15 protein-coding genes, 1 tRNA gene and 3 pseudogenes are annotated in these 17,065 nt (G+C 64.8%); 8 read left to right on the top strand and 11 right to left on the bottom strand.

Annotated features, from left to right (window positions below; genetic code table 11):
• Nucleotides 1-5 precede the first annotated feature (5 nt).
• Nucleotides 6-977 carry an MBL fold metallo-hydrolase gene (locus tag IT41_RS13505; protein ID WP_036742320.1) on the top strand — a complete coding sequence of 324 codons (972 nt, stop codon included), beginning with the start codon at nt 6-8 and terminating at the stop codon, nt 975-977.
• Nucleotides 978-984: 7 nt separating this feature from the next.
• Nucleotides 985-2,478, top strand: coding sequence for an acyl-CoA dehydrogenase family protein (locus IT41_RS13500; RefSeq protein ID WP_052081543.1), 1,494 nt, complete (start codon nt 985-987; stop codon nt 2,476-2,478).
• 74 nt (nt 2,479-2,552) lie between these two features.
• Here the strand turns inward: IT41_RS13500 and IT41_RS20040 are convergent.
• The 3 genes and pseudogenes from IT41_RS20040 to IT41_RS13485 form a co-directional block, all read right to left on the bottom strand.
• A pseudogene (locus IT41_RS20040) lies at nt 2,553-2,962 on the bottom strand (transposase); the annotation flags it as partial.
• Nucleotides 2,899-3,198, bottom strand: coding sequence for an FAD-linked oxidase C-terminal domain-containing protein (locus IT41_RS20775; RefSeq protein ID WP_175496423.1), 300 nt, complete (start codon nt 3,196-3,198; stop codon nt 2,899-2,901). The gene IT41_RS20775 and the pseudogene IT41_RS20040, both read right to left, overlap by 64 nt.
• 393 nt (nt 3,199-3,591) lie before the next feature.
• Complete coding sequence (locus IT41_RS13485) at nt 3,592-4,248, bottom strand: SDR family NAD(P)-dependent oxidoreductase (protein WP_036742315.1); 657 nt, start codon at nt 4,246-4,248, stop codon at nt 3,592-3,594.
• Between the two features lie 136 nt (nt 4,249-4,384).
• Here IT41_RS13485 and IT41_RS13480 point away from each other — a divergent pair, with 136 nt between their 5' ends.
• Nucleotides 4,385-4,942 (top strand): biotin transporter BioY, encoded by a 558-nt coding sequence (locus IT41_RS13480; RefSeq protein WP_036742263.1) that lies wholly within the window; start codon nt 4,385-4,387, stop codon nt 4,940-4,942.
• 63 nt (nt 4,943-5,005) lie between these two features.
• Here IT41_RS13480 and IT41_RS13475 read toward each other — a convergent pair whose 3' ends face one another.
• The 3 genes from IT41_RS13475 to gltX form a co-directional block, all read right to left on the bottom strand.
• Nucleotides 5,006-5,386, bottom strand: coding sequence for a DUF1284 domain-containing protein (locus IT41_RS13475; protein WP_036742262.1), 381 nt, complete (start codon nt 5,384-5,386; stop codon nt 5,006-5,008).
• Between the two features lie 71 nt (nt 5,387-5,457).
• Nucleotides 5,458-6,750 (bottom strand): citrate synthase, encoded by a 1,293-nt coding sequence (gene gltA, locus IT41_RS13470; protein ID WP_036742259.1) that lies wholly within the window; start codon nt 6,748-6,750, stop codon nt 5,458-5,460.
• 54 nt (nt 6,751-6,804) lie between these two features.
• Nucleotides 6,805-8,211, bottom strand: coding sequence for a glutamate--tRNA ligase (gene gltX / locus IT41_RS13465; protein ID WP_036742256.1), 1,407 nt, complete (start codon nt 8,209-8,211; stop codon nt 6,805-6,807).
• A 122-nt stretch (nt 8,212-8,333) separates the two neighbouring features.
• Here gltX and IT41_RS13460 point away from each other — a divergent pair, with 122 nt between their 5' ends.
• The 5 genes and pseudogenes from IT41_RS13460 to IT41_RS13435 form a co-directional block, all read left to right on the top strand.
• Complete coding sequence (locus IT41_RS13460) at nt 8,334-10,556, top strand: ComEC/Rec2 family competence protein (RefSeq protein ID WP_074948135.1); 2,223 nt, start codon at nt 8,334-8,336, stop codon at nt 10,554-10,556.
• 1 nt (nt 10,557) lies between these two features.
• Complete coding sequence (locus tag IT41_RS13455; RefSeq protein WP_036742255.1) at nt 10,558-11,136, top strand: heme NO-binding domain-containing protein; 579 nt, start codon at nt 10,558-10,560, stop codon at nt 11,134-11,136.
• A gap of 107 nt (nt 11,137-11,243) precedes the next feature.
• Nucleotides 11,244-12,113 carry a GGDEF domain-containing protein gene (locus IT41_RS13450; RefSeq protein WP_175496422.1) on the top strand — a complete coding sequence of 290 codons (870 nt, stop codon included), beginning with the start codon at nt 11,244-11,246 and terminating at the stop codon, nt 12,111-12,113.
• 260 nt (nt 12,114-12,373) lie between these two features.
• Entirely contained in the window at nt 12,374-13,255 is an 882-nt protein-coding gene (locus IT41_RS13440) for a glycosyltransferase (RefSeq protein WP_052081539.1), read from the top strand.
• A 50-nt stretch (nt 13,256-13,305) separates the two neighbouring features.
• Nucleotides 13,306-14,020: pseudogene (locus IT41_RS13435) on the top strand (IS5 family transposase); the annotation flags it as partial.
• A gap of 155 nt (nt 14,021-14,175) precedes the next feature.
• On the opposite strand, the pseudogene istB reads toward IT41_RS13435, so the two are convergent.
• The 5 genes and pseudogenes from istB to IT41_RS13410 all read right to left on the bottom strand — a co-directional run bounded on the left by istB (nt 14,176) and on the right by IT41_RS13410 (nt 16,983).
• A pseudogene (istB, locus tag IT41_RS13430) lies at nt 14,176-14,930 on the bottom strand (IS21-like element helper ATPase IstB).
• Nucleotides 14,931-15,114: 184 nt separating this feature from the next.
• Nucleotides 15,115-15,190: transfer RNA gene (locus IT41_RS13425), tRNA-Phe, on the bottom strand.
• A gap of 76 nt (nt 15,191-15,266) precedes the next feature.
• On the bottom strand, nt 15,267-15,416 hold the full coding sequence (locus IT41_RS13420; RefSeq protein ID WP_036742250.1) for a DNA gyrase inhibitor YacG: 150 nt from the start codon (nt 15,414-15,416) through the stop codon (nt 15,267-15,269).
• Nucleotides 15,413-16,474, bottom strand: a complete 1,062-nt coding sequence (locus tag IT41_RS13415; RefSeq protein WP_036742247.1) for a ribonuclease E/G — start codon at nt 16,472-16,474, stop codon at nt 15,413-15,415. Before IT41_RS13415 ends, IT41_RS13420 begins: the two co-directional genes overlap by 4 nt.
• Nucleotides 16,471-16,983 carry a Maf family protein gene (locus IT41_RS13410; RefSeq protein WP_414811553.1) on the bottom strand — a complete coding sequence of 171 codons (513 nt, stop codon included), beginning with the start codon at nt 16,981-16,983 and terminating at the stop codon, nt 16,471-16,473. Before IT41_RS13410 ends, IT41_RS13415 begins: the two co-directional genes overlap by 4 nt.
• Between the last annotated feature and the right edge of the window lie 82 nt (nt 16,984-17,065).

The following is a 17,065-nucleotide window of genomic DNA, read 5'->3' as shown; positions in this document are numbered from 1 at the left end:
CCATGATGACCCCGACCCCCTTGCGGCGCCTCGCGGCGGCCGCAGCCATCGCCCTGATGCCTGCGGCCCCTCTGGCCGCGCAGGAAACCCAGCCCGCTGTCGCGGACGATCTGGTGGTGACGCTGCTGGGCACCGGCACGCCCACGCCCCGGACCCGCGCCTTCAGTTCCGCCAATCTGGTGCAGGCGGGCGGGCTGAACCTGCTCTTCGATGCCGGGCGCGGGGCCAGCATGCGGGTCGCCCAGGCCGGGCTGGTGACCGGTCAGATCGACGCGACCTTCCTGACCAATTTCCATTCGGATCATGTGAACGGCCTGGCCGACATGTTCCTGACCAGCTATATTACCGTGCCCTATGTCGGCGGCCGCAAGACCCCGTTTCAGCTTTATGGCCCCTTTGGCACGCAAAAGCTGGCTGACGGCATCCTGATGGCGCATCAATGGGATATCGACACCCGCATCGTCGACGAAAAGACCCCGGAAGAGGCGGTGAAGATCGAGGTTCATGAGGCTGAGGAGGGCGTCGTTTTCGATGAAAACGGCGTCAAGGTCACGGTCTTTCCGGTCCATCATGGCGAGAATATCACCAATGCCGTCGGCTATCGCATCGACTACAAGGGCAAGTCGGTGCTGATCAGCGGCGACACCACCTTCGACCGGAACGTGATGAAATTCGGCAAGGATACCGACCTGCTGATCCACGAGGTCGGCATGGCGACCGAGGAAATGGCACAGAACCCCGCCACGCCGCGCGTGCTGGCCCATCACACCAGCCCCGAGGATGTCGGCCGCGTCTTTACCGAGGCCGATCCCGATTTCGCCGTCTATTCCCACATGGTCCTGATGGGAAATCCGCCCATCGAGGAACTGATGGCCCGTACGCGGACGACCTATGACGGCCCTTTGGTGATCGGCCGCGACCTGATGCGCTTTGTCGTGTCGGACCGGGGCACTTCGATGCTGGTTCTGGACGAATGAGGTTGCCATGATCCCCTTTCAGGCCCCCGTTGACGATATCTTCCGCAGCCTGCAGCTGTTTGCCGGCGACCTGCCGGACTGGGACGCGGATCTTTCGCGTGAGGTCGTGCAGCATTTCGCCAGCTTTGCCGAGGGCGTGCTGGCGCCGCTGAACGGCCCGGGCGACCGGCAGGGCTGCCGGCTGGAAAACGGCCGGGTGCGCATGCCCGACGGTTTCGGCGATGCTTACGGGCAACTTGCGGGCGATGGCTGGCAGGGCCTGACCGCCCCCGAGGCATTCGGCGGGCAGGCCATGGATCATCTGACTGCGGCAGCCGTCTCGGAAATCTTTTCCGGCGCGAACCATGCCTTGCAGATGGTCACGAACCTTGTGCCCGGCGCGATTGCGACCCTGATGGCGCATGGCACGCCCGATCAGCAGGCAGAGTTCATCCCGCGCCTGACCTCGGGGCGGTGGCTTTCGACCATGTGCCTGACCGAGGCAGGCGCGGGGTCCGACCTGTCGCGCATCCGCACCCGCGCCAGCCGCGACGGCGATGGCTGGCGGATCGACGGGCAGAAGATCTTCATCTCGGGCGGCGATCAGGACATGTCCCAGGGCATCCTGCATCTGGTCCTTGCCCGCACCGGCACGCCCGAGGACGGCACCCGGGGCCTGTCGCTGTTCCTGTGCCCCTCGGAGCATGACGGCGCGCGCAACAGCGTGACCGTCACCCGGATCGAGGAAAAGCTGGGCCTGCATGCCTCGCCCACCTGCCAGATGGAGTTCGATGGCGCAAATGCCCAGCTGATCGGGGCCGAGGGCAGGGGGCTGGCGGCCATGTTCACCATGATGAACCATGCCCGGCTGGATGTGGCCCTGCAGGGCGTGGCCCATGCCAGCCGCGCCCATGACATTTCCCTGGCCTATGCGTCAGAGCGCCAGCAAGGCCACAAACCCGATCGCAGCCCGGCCTTGCTGACCGATCACCCGGGGGTTCGGCGGATGCTGGACGAACAGCGCGATCTGGTCATTGCGGCGCGGGGCATGTGCCATATCGCCCTGGCCGAGATCGAGCGCGGCGAACGACCGGCGCTGGTCGAGCTTCTGACCCCGCTTTGCAAGATCGCGGGCAGCGAAGCCGGCATCCGTGCCGCCGATCTGGGCATCCAGATCCTGGGTGGTTATGGCTATCTTGAGGAATACGGCCTGTCGCAGATCTGGCGGGACGCCCGGATCACCTCGATTTACGAGGGGGCGAACGGTATCCACGCTCTGGCGCTGGCCGGACGCTGCCTGAAGATCCAGGACGGTGCCGCGATCGGCGATTTCGCCACGCTCCTGCGGCAGCTTGCCCCTGAAGATGATGAATTCCGCGAGATGATTGAGGACTGGCGCGCGCGGGCCGACACGCTGCGGCTTGCAACAGATGTCCGGGCCGAGGCGGAGAGTTTCGCCAGACTGACCGCCCGGCTGCTGAGCCGTGCTGTCACCCAACGGTTTGCGGGCTCTGCAAGCTGATCCGGCGATGTTCGGTTCGAGGGGCGGTTTCGCAAATCACGTGCTGGCCAGAGTTCCTCTTGTCCTGGATACACTTATTCTGCGGGCACAGCAAACGGGATGCCGAGGGCGGTGAAGCGGTTCATGACTGCCGCCCGGATCTGAACCTGGGCCGCCTGTCGGTCGAATTCGCGTGACATCAGTCGCGGCCCAAGCCGCTTCATGCAGTTCATTTTCGTCTCGTCTTCGGCGACGATACCCGCTTCAGCGCCGCGAGATCGTTCGGCCGAGTCGAGGTCCGCAGGATCTCGTTGCGCGCCCGGGCTGCGGCTGTGTCCGGCTTCCACGGCCTGGCGTTTCGGCGGGGCGGAATGATCGCAGCCGCACCGCGGGCGGCGAGGGCGTCATGGCACGCACGGGTGTCGGAAGCGCCGTCGGCCGTCACCGTAGCGATTTCTTCGTCCGGCGCGATCCGTTCGAGCAGTTCCGGGAGCATCGAGGCGTCTGATCGTAGACCAGTTTCGCTATGTCGGCTGAGTTTTCGGCCTGAACGGACAGATGCAGATCGCCGTCGCCCAAATGCCCGATAACATGCTGGCGAACGTTCTCTAACTCGGAAAGACTGGCTTGGAGTTCCTCAACGAACTGGGAAACCTTACCGAGGGGAAGTGAGATGTCGAACTGTTGCCAGCGTCCCTCCTTGATCAGTGATTCGAGGACGTGCTCGCGCAATGACACCATGCTTTCTTCGACGCGCCCTGCCAGTCTCGGCGGCCCGTCCTCTCCGGCAGAGGCGTCATAGGGGGCGGGCTGGAAACCTCGAGCAGGATGCCGCATACGGGAATTTCGCTGAGCGGGCAGGTAAGATCGGGAGAATGCGTCATGACCATTTGGGTGGCATGGGCATAGTCAAGGCATTCGCACAGCGATTGCGCGAGGCTGGAAAACCGCACAAGGTCATCGTCACTGCTGCCGCACGCAGGCTCGTCACCATCGCTGACGCTCCAGGCAGAACCCGCAAAGTATGGGACCCTCAAGGCGCGTGACCGATACAGTTGCTGGCCTTGTCCCGGGAAAGCCCCGGGTTCCCCGCTCTGTCGCGTGGCCCCTCCTGCTGAGGGCGCGCGCCGCGCCTCAGTCCAGCAATTCGGCCAGAATCCGTTCGGCCTCGTCCCGGCACGGGGCCAGTTTCGCGCGATCCTCGCCGGGAAAGAAGCGGGCGCGGGTCGCGGTTGGCATAGGCGCGGGTTCGGCGATCACGACGCGCGGGCCGATCTGCGCGTTCTCGGCCTGCCAGCTGCGGGCCAGCGCGATCTGGCCCGCCTTGGTCGCGCCATAGCTGCCAAAGAACTTCTGCCCGGCGCGCGGGTCGTCAAGGAACAGCGCGGTGCCCTGGCGGGCGCGCAGCAGCGGCTCGAACAGGTTGATCAGCCCGCGCGTGGTGAGGATGTTCAGATCGACGGATTTCTGGAAATCCCCGGCGTCGATATGGCCGGCCGGCGACAGCGGCGCGGCATGGATGGCGCAATGCGCCCAGAGGTCGATGCCCCGCCAGCGCTCCATCACCGCCTGCGCCAGCTGGCCCATCGCCTCGGGCGTGCCGACATCCATCGGTGCCAGCGTGGCCGAGCCGCCGGCCCGGCGAATGCGGTCATCCAGTTCCTCAAGCGCGCCGGTGGTGCGGGCGACGGCGACGATATGCCAGCCGCGCGCGGCGAGGGCTTCGGCCAGGGCGGCGCCAAGGCCGCGCGAAGCGCCGGTCACCAGCGCGATTTTCTGATCTTCGGTCATGGTGCCGATTTGGCACCGGCCGGCGTTCTGCGCAAGCCCCAAGCGCGCGGCCGGCCGCGGCTGCGTCACATTGACTTTTCGGGTGGAAGGCGCATGATGCCGCCCTGATGATTTCGCGAAGAAAAGGGGCCCCCTGATGACCTTGACCCAAGCCGCATTTCCTGGCCGTTCCGCGCTGAGGAATATCGCGCTGATCCTGGCCGGTTCGGCGCTGCTGGCGCTGTCGGCGCAGGCCAGCGTGCCGATGTTCCCGGTGCCGATGACGCTGCAGACGCTGGCCGTGTCGCTGATCGGTCTGGCCTATGGCTCGCGTCTGGCGGCGGTGACCGTGCTGGCCTATCTGGCCGAGGGCGCGATGGGCCTGCCGGTATTCTCGAACGCCTCGGGCGGGATCGCGCCGCTGATCGGTCCGACCGCGGGCTTCCTGTGGGGCTTTGTCGGCATGGCCTGGCTGACCGGCTGGCTGGTCGAGCGCGGCTTGGATCGCGGCGTCGGCCGGCTGTTCGTCGCGGCGCTGCTGCCGGGGCTGCTGCTGTTCGTGCCGGGCGCGGGCGCGCTGGCGCTGGTGCTGGGCAAGACCGCGGCCGAGGCCGTGGCGCTGGCGGTGACGCCGTTCCTGCTGGGCGCGGTGGTCAAGGCGGTCATCGCGGCCATGGCGATCGCCGGCGGCTGGAACCTGCTGGGCCGGCGCTGAGCCCGCCACCTGCGCAGGCCTTGCTGCCCGGATGAACGCGCCGCCCTTTCGGGGCGGCGTTTTTCATTGCCCGCCCTGTAGCTTTGCCAGCGCGGCTTGGCACATGCCAAGCGCCAGCCACTGGCAGCCCCGGCAGATCCGTTCCAGATCCTGGGGCCGCAGGCGTTCGGTCGCGCGGGCCTGCGCCTCGGCCCAGCTCATGCGCTGGCCGGGGCCGATGCCAAGCGCGCTGGCGTGACGCCGGTCCAGCGCCGCGATCCGCGTCGCCGAGACGCAGCCTGTGCCGCGCCGCGACGGGCAGGGGCCGCAGATCGAATCGGCCTCCATGGTAAAGACCACCTCGGTCGCGGGATCGGCGCGCAGCCGGCCCAGCACGATTGCGTTCATGTTTTCGGTGAAATCCGGCGAATAGCCGCGACCCTGCCAGCCGATCGCGCAAAGCACATGATGCGGGCGCAGCGAAACGGCCCCGGATTCGCTCCGGGGCCGTTGCCTGTCGATGCCGTCCGGCGCGCTCAGCGCTGATCCAGCGGCTTGTAGTCGCGCCGGGACGCGCCGACGTAAAGCTGGCGCGGGCGGCCGATCTTGTTCTGCGGATCGGCGATCATTTCCTTCCATTGCGAGATCCAGCCGACCGTCCGCGACAGCGCGAAGATCGGCGTGAACATCGAGGTCGGGAAGCCCATCGCCTCAAGGATGATGCCGGAATAGAAATCGACGTTGGGATAGAGTTTCTTCTCGACGAAATACTCGTCCTCGAGCGCGATCTTTTCCAGTTCCTTGGCGACCCTGAGCGTCTCGTTATTCTCGATGCCCATCAGGTCCAGCACCTCGTCGGCCGATGCCTTCATCACCTTGGCGCGCGGGTCGAAATTCTTGTAGACCCGGTGACCAAAGCCCATCAGGCGGAACGGGTCGTCCTTGTCCTTGGCGCGATTGATGAATTCGGGGATGCGCTCCACCGTGCCGATCTCGCGCAGCATTTCCAGGCAGGCCTGGTTGGCGCCGCCATGGGCCGGCCCCCAGAGGCAGGCGATGCCGGCCGCGATACAGGCGAAGGGGTTCGCGCCCGACGACCCCGCCAGACGCACGGTCGAGGTCGAGGCGTTCTGTTCGTGATCGGCATGCAGCGTGAAGATAAGGTCCATGGCGCGCGCCAGCGCCGGATCGACGACATATCGCGCGGCCGGGACCGAAAAGCACATGTTGAGGAAGTTCGAGGCGTAATCGAGATCGTTCTGCGGATAGACGAAGGGCTGGCCGATCGAATATTTATAGGCCATCGCCGCGATGGTCGGCAGTTTCGCGATCAGCCGGATCGAGGCGACCTCGCGCTGCCACGGATCGTTGATATCGGTCGAATCGTGGTAGAATGCCGACATCGCGCCGACCACGGCCACCATGGTCGCCATCGGATGGGCGTCCCGGCGGAAACCGCGGAAGAAGTTGTGCATCTGTTCATGCACCATGGTGTGATTGGTGACGCGGCTCTCGAAATCGACCAGTTGCTCGTTCGAGGGCAGTTCGCCGTAAAGCAGCAGGTAGCAGACTTCCAGGTAATGCGATTTTTCGGCCAGTTGCTCGATCGGGTAGCCGCGATACCACAGCTCGCCCTTGTCGCCATCGATGAAGGTGATGGTCGAATCGCAGGATGCGGTCGAGGTGAAGCCGGGGTCATAGGTGAACACATCCGCCTGACCGTAAAGTTTCCGGATATCGACGACATCCGGGCCTGCGGTGGGCGTCAGGATCGGAAGCTCAAGCTCCTTTCCTTCGATCAGCAGTTTTGCGGATTTGCTTTCAGCCATTCCCTGTTCCTTTCACCTGTCTCCGGCCGCCGGCCGGGTGATGGGCGCGGGCCGTCAGCCCGCCTGATCCTGAAGCCGGGCCAGCGTTTCGTCGCGGCCGAGTGCCAACATCATGTCGAACACACTGGGCGTTGAACTGCGCCCCGCCAGTGCGGCCCTGAGCGGCGCGGCCACCTTTCCCAACCCCAGACCATGAGATTCGCCGATCTGCTTGGCGGCGGCCTCAAGTTCGTTGCGGTCCCAGCTAGCATGCTGCACCGCGGCAGTCAATTCGCCCAGTATACCACGGGATACGGAATCCAGCGCCGCCGCCGCCTTGTCTTCGATCTCGACCGGGCGCTGCACCAGTGCGAAGCGGCCCTGTTCGAGCAGCGCTGGCAGGGTTTTCGCCTTGGATTTTATCGCCGGCAGGGCGGGACGCAGCCAGTCGGTCTGGCGCGCGGTCAAGGGTTCAGTGCCGGTTGCCTCAAGATAGGCGGCCAGTTCCCCGATCAGCAGATCGTCGGGCATCTGCGCGATGTGGTGACCGCTGACATGTTCGAGCTTCTTGAAATCCAGCCGGGCGGGCGCCTTGCCGATCCCCCCGAGGTCGAACCATTCCCGCGCCTGGGCATCGTCGAACAGTTCGTCATCGCCATGGCTCCAGCCCAGCCGCGCCAGATAGTTGCGCATGGCAGCCGCCGGATAGCCCATGGCGGCATATTCGTGCAGGCCGACCGCGCCGTGGCGCTTGGACAGCTTCTTGCCGTCGGGGCCGTGGATCAGCGGGATATGGGCGAATACCGGGACCTGCCAGCCCATGGCCTGATAGATCTGGATCTGGCGCGCGGCATTGGTCAGGTGATCGTCGCCGCGAATGACATGCGTGACCCCCATGTCGTGATCGTCGACCACCACCGCATGCATATAGGTCGGCGTGCCGTCCGAGCGCAGCAAGACCATGTCGTCGAGCTGCGCATTCTGAAACGTCACATCCCCCTGAACCGCGTCATGCACGACCGTTTCACCGTCGCGCGGGGCCTTCAGCCGGATCGCATGGGGCGCGTCGGGCAGGCTGGCGGGATCGGCGTCGCGCCAGGGCGACAGAAACAGCGTCGAGCGCCCCTCGGCCCGCGCCTCTTCGCGGAATGCCTCGATTTCCTCGGGGGATGAAAAGCATTTATAGGCGGCGCCGCGGGCCAGCATCTCGCGCGCGACCTCGGCATGGCGTTCGCGCCGCGCGAACTGGCTGACGGGGTCGCCGTCCCAGTCCAGCCCCAGCCAGCGCAGCCCCTGCAGGATCGCCTCGGTCGCCTCGGCGGTCGAGCGGGCGCGGTCGGTATCCTCGATTCGCAGCAGGAACTTGCCCTTGCGTCCACGCGCGTAAAGCCAGTTGAACAGCGCGGTTCGCGCGCCGCCGATATGCAGATAGCCGGTGGGCGAGGGGGCAAAGCGGGTCACGACGGGGCGGGAATCAGTCATAGGCCTCAGATCAGTCCAGAAAATGGCGGTTTGGCGGCTGCCGTTAATCCTTTCGTAAGAGGCGGCATGCCAATCTTGTCGCAAGAAATACGCAAGCTGTGTGACAAGGACAAGTTTCGGATATGCATTCGGTGAGCGCATCGCCCGCGGGGCTGCCCGCCCGGCGCATGTCGGCGACTGTGCCGCGCGCGCGCCACGCCGCCCTTTCGCGGCGGGCCGGATTGCTGCCATGGGTGCCGTTCTGGCTGTCGCTGGGGATCGGCGGCTGGTTCTGGCTGCCCGACGAGCCGGGGCGGAGTTTCTACGCCTTGCTTGCCCTGCTGGGTCTGGCCGCCATTCTTGCGGGATGGCGCGCGTTGCGGCTTGCCGAAGCGGGGCGGATCGGCTGGGCCACGGGTGAGCGGCTTCAACTGGCATCGCTGGCGCTTGTGCTGGTGGTCGCGGGCACCGGTCTGGCAGGGCTGCGCAGCCAGATGGTCGCGGCGCCGGTGCTGGGTTTTCGCTATTACGGCCCGGTCGAAGGGCGGGTGATCGCGATCGACCGATCCGCGCGCGATCGCATGCGCATCACGCTGGACCGGGTGCGCCTGCACGATGTCGCGCCCTGGAAGCAACCCGAACGCGTCCGCATCTCGCTGCTGTCGTCCGAGGCGTTGCCTGAGCCGGGCGCGACCTTGATGCTGACCGCGCATCTTGGCCCTCCGGCGGGTCCGTCCGAGCCGGGCGGTTTCGATTTTCGCCGGCTGGCATGGTTTTCGCGTCTGGGCGCGGTGGGCTATTCCCGGACGCCGGTCCTGACCGTGGCGCCGCCCCGCGCCGGAGGGATCGAGACCCTGCACAGGCTGCGCATGTCGCTGTCCGGGGCGATCGCCGGGCAGATCGGCGGTCAGGCCGGCGCCGTCTCGGCGGCGCTGATGACGGGCGACCGATCCGGAATCGAAGAATCGACGAACGAGCTCATGCGCGCCGCGAACCTCTATCATATCGTCTCGATCTCGGGGCTGCATATGAGCATGCTCGCCGGCTTTGCCTATGCGGCGCTGCGCCTGGCCGGGGCAGCGGCGCAGGGGTTTGGCGCCGCGCCAGGATGGCCGCTGCACAAGGCCGCCGCCGTCGGGGCGCTGATCGCCTCAGCCGCCTATCTGTGGCTGTCGGGCGGAGGCGTGGCGACCGAGCGCGCCTTTATCATGGTCGCCGTCATGCTGCTGGCGATCATCGTGGATCGGCGTGCCATTTCCCTGCGCACGGTCGCGGTGGCGGCCGTCATCATCCTGATCGCGACGCCCGAGGCGCTGACCTCTCCCGGTTTCCAGATGAGCTTTGCCGCCACTGTCGCGCTGATCCTCGTGCAGGGGCCCTGGCTGGCGATCGCGCCGCGATTGCCGTGGTGGCTGCGGCCGCTCGCCATGCTGTTTCTGTCCTCGCTGGTGGCGGGCCTGGCGACTTCGCCCATCGCCGCCGTTCATTTCGGGCGAATTGCGCAATACGGTTTGGTCGCGAACCTGCTGGTCGTGCCGGTCGTGGGAACGCTGGTCATGCCGGGGGGTGTTCTCGCCGCCGTGCTGGCGCCCTTCGGGCTGGCGGGGCCGGCGCTCTGGGTCATGGGGCAGGGCGTGAAATGGATGCTGCTGGTGGCCGAATGGATCGGCGGCTTGGATGGTGCGGTCACACTGGTGCCCGCCGCGCCGCCAATGGTGTTGCCGCTGATGGGCGCCGGCGCGATGTTGATGGTGACGCCGGCGCTGCAATCCGGCGAGATGCCGTGGCTCGGGCAAATGCGCCGCGCTGTCGGGGCGCTCATGCTGATCCTCTCGGGCGGGCTTTGGCTTGCGGCCGAACGTCCTCTGATGCTGATCTCGGCCGAAGGCGATGCCGTGGCGATCATGACCGATGCCGGGCGCGTGCCCTCGAAACCCGGGGGCGGGGCTTTTGCCGTCACGAACTGGTTGGCGGCGGATGGCGATCCGGTGTCCCGAACACAGGCCGCCGCGCGCAGCGGCTGGCATGGGGCTATGTCCGCCCGCAGCGCTGACATCGGCTCGCCGCGCCCGATGCTGACCGTCCACCATTTGACAGGCAAAAGCGGCCCGGCCAATGTTGCTGCCTTTTGCCACGAGGGAGCGTTGATCGTGGTGAATGCCTCCGCCGGGCGCCCCGAGGGCCAGGAGTGCATCGTGCTGGACCGGGAAACGCTGCAGCAGTCCGGCGCCATCGCCCTGGTTGCAAGTGGGGGCGGCTTCCGGCTGGCATCGACGGATGATAGCCGCTTCGGCCGTGCCTGGACTGGCGACCACGACGCGGCGGCCGCCACCGCTCTGCCTGATTTTTCCTTTTCAAGGAAATGACATGCATGGATTGATCAATCGCTCTTTCGAGCTGTTCATACGGGACAGCTATGGCGATCGGGTCTGGGAAAACCTGGCTCGCCGCGCCAGGGTGGATCCCCGCGGTTTTTTCCTTCTGCAGAATTCCTCCGGCTCGGTGACCGATATGCTGGTTGCCGAAGGCTCGAACATCCTGGGCAAGACTGCGGATGAACTGACCGAGGATCTCGGCGCCTGGCTGACTCAACGCGAAGCGATACGCCGTCTCTTGCGCTTCAGCGGTCGGAATTTTCCGGAATTTGTCGAATCGTTGAGCGAGTTTCCCGACCGGGCGCTGATGGTGGTGGAGTGTCTTGAGATTCCCAGAATTTCGGTCAGTAGATGCTCAGAAGCGGCCTACGAGGTCGAGATCGAAGGTGATACCGGGCTCTGGACGATGCTGCTGGCCGGCGTGCTGCGGGGAATGGCGGATGATTATGGCGCACTGGCCGTCATCGCCGCAGCAGCGCCGGGGGTGCGGGTCGATATCGCAATGAGCCAATACGGCGCCGAACGTCCCTTTGCGCTGGTCGCGGGCAATATGCACGGAGCCCGGCTTTGAAACCGATCTATAGTATAGATGCGGCTGGGGCGGATCAGATGATGCCGATGCATCTTGTCATCGACCTGCAGGGCAGGATCATGGGGGCGGGCCCATTGATCCGCAGATTGCTGGGCGATGCACAGAGTTTTCAGGATGTGTTCGCCCTGGATATGCCTTCTCTGAAAAATGGATCCGAGGGCGATATCATCTCGGCCTTAGAAAGCGGTCGCCGGGTTCTGGTGCGAGTGCGCGGATATGACAAGCTTATGCTGCGCGGGCATGGCGTTCGCATCGGCGATGAAACCCTGCTTCTGAACTTTGGCTTCGGAATGACATTGCCGCATGCCATCATCAGCTTCGCACTGAACGAGGCGGATTTTTCGCCCTCGGATCATGTCATCGAGTTGTTGTTTCTTTACCAAGCCAGCCAAGCCATCATGGGCGAGATATCGCGCGCCAATATCGCGCTTGAGCACGAGCGCCGCGAGGCCGAGCGCATATCGGTGACGGACACGCTGACGGGGCTACTGAACCGCCGCGGTTTCCTTGTCGAATGTGGCAAGCTGGCGGCGGCAGGGAACAACCCGCAATACGCGATCGCGGCACTGGATCTGGACCTGTTCAAGGAGGTCAATGACCGTCTGGGGCATGCCGCGGGGGACGAGGTGCTGGTGGCGGTGGCCGAAGCGATCCGGCTGGGCGTGCGGCGCGGCGACGTTGTCGGGCGGGTCGGTGGCGACGAGTTCCTGATTCTGTTTGGCGGGCTTGCTTCGCAGCCCGGGCTGCTTGGCATCCTGCAACGGATCATTGAAAGGATCGAGGTGCCGATTCTGCTGGGATCCGGTACCGCGCGGCTTTCCGCGAGTGTCGGCGTGGCAAGGTTCGCGATGTCGTTTGACTGCGATCTCGGGCGAGAAATCGCGCGAGCGGATGCGGCCCTGTATCGTGCCAAGGCGATGGGAGGAGGCAGGGTTATCCTGGCGGATCGCGGATGAACCGGGCCAAGCCTTCGGTCACGCACATGGTCGCCACAGGAATGGCGCGCCCCAGCTTGTTGCATCTTTCCTTCGGCGCAGATACCGGCAATGCCCAGATGACAGCGCCCGAAAGGGCGGGACGCAGCGCATTCTCGCCGGCGGTGAAATTGCCTCGGGCCCCGCCCGCTTGGTGCGACCGCAGGTTGTCAAGGCCGGCGGGATAGGTAAAACCCAAGCTGCAAGGGTGTTTGCGGACGCGCGGCGGCACGGGGAGAGCCATGTCTGAGCATATCGTCGGATTTTGCCGCTTTTCGTTCTGGGGGCGGGGCGATTGGGGGGCTTACGCGCGGACCAAACCGGGCTCGGAGGCCGAAACCGAGGCGATGCGGCGAACTCATGCGGCGCTTTATGACGAGGCGCGGCTGGAATTTCGCTTTCGCAGCTTCGAGATGCTGACACTGGCGTCGCTGGCGGCGCAGACGAATCGGGACTTCAGCTTTGTCGTGCTGAGTTCGGCCGCGATGCCGGCCCCGTGGCGCGATCGGCTGACGGCGCTTTGTGCCGAACAGCCGAGCATCCGGTTGATCTTTTCCGAGGCGCGCGATGTCGGCAGCGCCCTGGCCCCGGTCCTGAACGAATTGTCTATGGGTTGCCGCGTGCCACTGATCCAGTTCCGGCTGGACGACGACGATTGCGTCTCGACCGATTACATTGCCCATCTGGCCGCCGCGGCGCGGGCGATGCAGGACTATCCGGCATTCGCGTTTTCGCTGCCGCGCGGGCTGGTGATGACACGTTATCAGGGCGCAGATCCGCAGTGCTACGAGTTCCGGCGCCCCTTTCACGGCGGCGGCGCAGCACTGCGCCTGCCAAAGGCGGATCGCAGTCTTTTTGCCTATGGCCATTATGCGCTGATGCAGCGTTTCCCCTCACTGGCCGATCCGCGCCCCCATGGCTCGTTGCAACTGAAATTCGAAGGGCACGATTCGCGTCGGGTCGTGCCCGGGTCGAACAGCGGGATCTCTCCGATCACGAGCGGAGATTTCGACCAAATTCTGGCGAAGAATTTTCCCTTTTTGAACCAGTCGGATCTGTGGAGCCTGACCAGTGTGCACGCACCGCGGCCTCACTCAGAAGGTGATTTGAAAGTAATTGAGTGAGTTCAGCAGGTTGTGATTCTGTTCGGTTGCGAAGCCGAACGAAAATCACGATGGCCTGTGCCAAACTCACCGGCCGTCAGCATGACCGAGCAGGCGACAGATACGCAAGCGATTTGACCGACACAGAATGGGCGGTGATTGCCCCTTTACTGCCCGCCCGCAAGTCAACCGGCCGGCCTCGCACGACTTACTTGCGTGATGTCGTCGACGCCATCCTATACGTTGCCACGACCGGTTATTGCCAATGGCGCATGTTGCCCAAGGACTTCCCGCCGGTGTCCACGGCGCGGGGCTATTTCTATGTTTGGCGCAATCACGGTCTTCGGGATGATTTGAATCGCAGGCTGGTCCAGGTCACGCGCCTTGCCGAGGGCCGTGAAGTCCAGCCCAGGGATCATCGACAACCAGAGCGTGAAAACAACTGAAAGCGGCGGGGTTTGCGGGTATGATGCAGGGAAGCGGATCAAAGGGCGCAAACGTCATATCGTGACCGATACGGTGGGATTGTTGGTGGGGCTCGAGATCCACAGCGCCGCAATTCAGGATCGCGACGGCGCGCCGAATGTGTTGAAGACCGTCGCCAAGCGCTACCCCATGCCGCGCCACATTTTCGCCGACGGCGGCCATGCCGGATCCAAGCTCAGGGATGCGCTCAAGCAGATCGCGCACTGGACGCTCCAGATCGTCAAGCGATCCGACACCGCCGAAGGTTTAGAAATTCTGCCCCGCCGCTGGGTCGTAGAACGCACCTTTGCTTGGCTCGGTGTCAGTCCCGGGGCAAAATTGGTCAGCGTTGCGGTGGAATAGCCCCCGGTAGCGGTGATCTGGTATGCGCCATGGCGCGTGTGCCCACCAGAAGGCTGACGCGCGTCAAGGCGCACTGGCCGAAGGTCAGTTTCCCTTTGGCGGTGATTGCGGGATCAGGCTTTGGCCGTGCGGCTCTGGCGCAGGCGGAAGCTCTCGCCGTTCATCTCGAGGATATGGGCTTGGTGGGTCAGGAGGTCGAGGATTGCACCCGTATGTCTTTCGAATCCGAAGACCTCGGTTCATTCGTCGCAGGGCAGGTTCGAGGTGATGATGATCGAGCCACGCTCGTGGCGCTGCGAGATGATTTCGTACAGCAGTTCGGCACCGGTCTTGATAAGCGGCACGAACCCGAGTTCATCGATGATCAGCAGATCCTGGATTGCGAGGGATTTTTGCAGGCGCTGCAGGCGGCGTTCGTCGATGGCCTCGACAAGTTCGCAAGACCAGGGCGGAAGCGGCAGTGAAGCGCACCTGCAGGCCTTTCTGGCAGGCGGCGAGGCCAAGGCCCAGGCTGACATATGTCTTGTCGGTGCCGCTTGACTCAAGGGCGATGACGCTCTCCCGCCGGTCGATGAATTTGCAGCGTGCCAGTTCCATCGTCAATGCCGTGTTGAGTGAACGGATCGCCTTTAAGTCGAAATTGTCCAGGCTTTTGGTGGCCGGGAACCTTGCAGCCTTGATGCGGCGTTCGATCATTCGACGCTCGCGCTCTACCAACTCCCGTTCGCGCAGGCGTAGCAGAAACTGGACATGATCTTGGGCTTCCGATGCGCATTGGCGGGCATGTTTGGCGTACTCGTTCTTGGAAGGTCGGCAGCTTGAGCTTCTTGAGATGATGCCGGAGCAGGATCTGGGGCGTGTCGTTCATGCGGATGCTCCGGACATCAGGTTCATTTAGCTGGCTGGTTTCGTGGTCTGGACGCGCGCCCGGGGCAGGTAGGGGTAGCTGTCCAGATCGAGCCGCGCTGGTCAGCGCTCGATGCGGCAGAGCACCAGGCGCTTACGCCTTAGAGCAGATCGCCAAGGAAGAAACTAAGTGTCAAGAGATTAAATGGTGCCCGGAGGCGGATTTGAACCACCGACACGCGGATTTTCAATCCGCTGCTCTACCAACTGAGCTATCCGGGCGCCGTTGCCATTCGATTTCGGCAGGCGCGTTGTTATGGCAGCTTGCCGCTGCTGTCCAGTGCGAAAAGAAAGAAAATCACTCGTCGGATTCGGCTTCGCTGACCGTCTCAGCCGGAATGCGGTAGTCACCGCGCAGCCAATGCGCCAGATCGATATCGGCGCAGCGGCGCGAACAGAAGGGGTGATCGCTTTCGGTGGCGGGCTTGCCGCAGATCGGGCATTTCATCCGGCGACATCCCCCTGTGCAAGCCGGGCCAACGCGATCCGGTCACGTTTCCGGCTGATCTCGTATAGTCCCATCGCGGTCCAGCCGACCAGCACCGTTTCGGCCGATTCGGCCTTGAAAGCCGCGCGCAGGCTTTGCTCAAGCGTGCCGCGGTCGCGTTTCGGCATGGGGGCGAAATCGACCACGATCTGCCCGCCCAAGCCGCGCAGACGCAACTGGCGGGGCAGGTCGCGGACAAGGGCGATATTCGCCTTCAAGCCGGCTGCCGGAGAGTGATCGCTGCCGGTATTCACATCGATGGCGACGAGCGCGCGCAGCGCCTCGATCTCGGCCCAGGCGCCTCCCGGCAGGTCGACGCGTGGCTTCAGAAATGCCTCCAGCGCCTCCAGCATACCGGTTTCGGCGAATGCATTCGGATGATCGACGATGCTGTCCGGTTGCGGATCGGACCAGTCCTGCCAGGCGGTTTCGGCTGGGTCGGGCGCGTCCAGCAACAGCTCGGGCGTACCTTCGCGGTCCTGAGCGATCGCCTGCGCCAGATCCAGAAGCTGCGCGAGCTCCTGCGATATCTCGGTCGGCTCTGCCCGGGCTGCGAGGCTGCGAAACACGATCCCCGGCGGGTCGGCCAGATCGGCAAGAGCGCTGTTTCCCAGCTGCGTCAATGTGTCGCGAACTTCCGCGTCGCGTATCCGGCGTGAGACATTTGTCCCCGGCGCACCGGGGGTGACGATGGCCAGGCGACCACGGAAGTTCAGCCGCGCCGATACGGGCAGGGCCTTGCCCTCCTCGGCGCTGCCGTTGATCTGAACGATCAGAGACTGCCCCTCGCGCAGGCCGCTGCGATCGCGCAGAAAACCACGCGCACCGGCGGGCAGGCGCAGGAAGACGCCGCCCTGACCCTTGACCAGCCTGTCCACCTTGGCGCGGCAGATGGCACCGGGCGCGAGGGGAACGACCCCGGCCGGATCGATGATGACATCCTCGAGCCGGCCGTCCTGCACCAATGCGGCGGCGTCGCGGCCAAAGACCTGCCCGATCACGATCTGACGGCCCCTCATCGGCGCTGTTCCCTTATTCCTATGCTGGCGAGCAGGGTCGCTGTTTCGGCGAGCGGCAGGCCGACGACGCCGCTATAAGAGCCGCGCATCCATGCCACGAATGCCGCCGCGCGGCCCTGTATCCCATAGCCGCCGGCCTTGCCCCGCCATTCGTCCGAGGCGACATAAGCCGCGATATCATCGGCGGTCAGGGGACGGAAGCGGATGGAAGTTTCGACCAGCCGTTCGCGCAGCTTACCCCGATAAACAAGCGCGATCGCGGTCAGCACCTGATGGCGTCTGCCCGACATGAGGCGCAGAAACGCCGCCGCCTCCTGCCCGTCGGCGGGTTTGCCCAGGATGCGTCGTCCTGCGACCACGGTTGTGTCGGCGCAAAGTATCGCGGTTTCCTGTCCATCGGCCAATGCCAGCGCCTTTTCGCGGGCCATGCGCAGGACGTATTTTCGTGGCGGCTCGTTGCGACGCGGTGCCTCGTCAATCTCGGTGGCGATGATCTGTTCCGGCACGATCCCGATCTGGGCAAGCAGCTCACGGCGCCGGGGACTGGCCGAGCCCAGTATCAGTCTCGGCGCACGGGGCTTTCGGGCTGAC

This window comes from Paracoccus halophilus (assembly GCF_000763905.1).
GTDB lineage: Bacteria > Pseudomonadota > Alphaproteobacteria > Rhodobacterales > Rhodobacteraceae > Paracoccus > Paracoccus halophilus.
The sequence above is the reverse complement of the archived record's forward strand: the minus strand, read 5'-3'. Positions and strand labels throughout refer to the sequence as shown.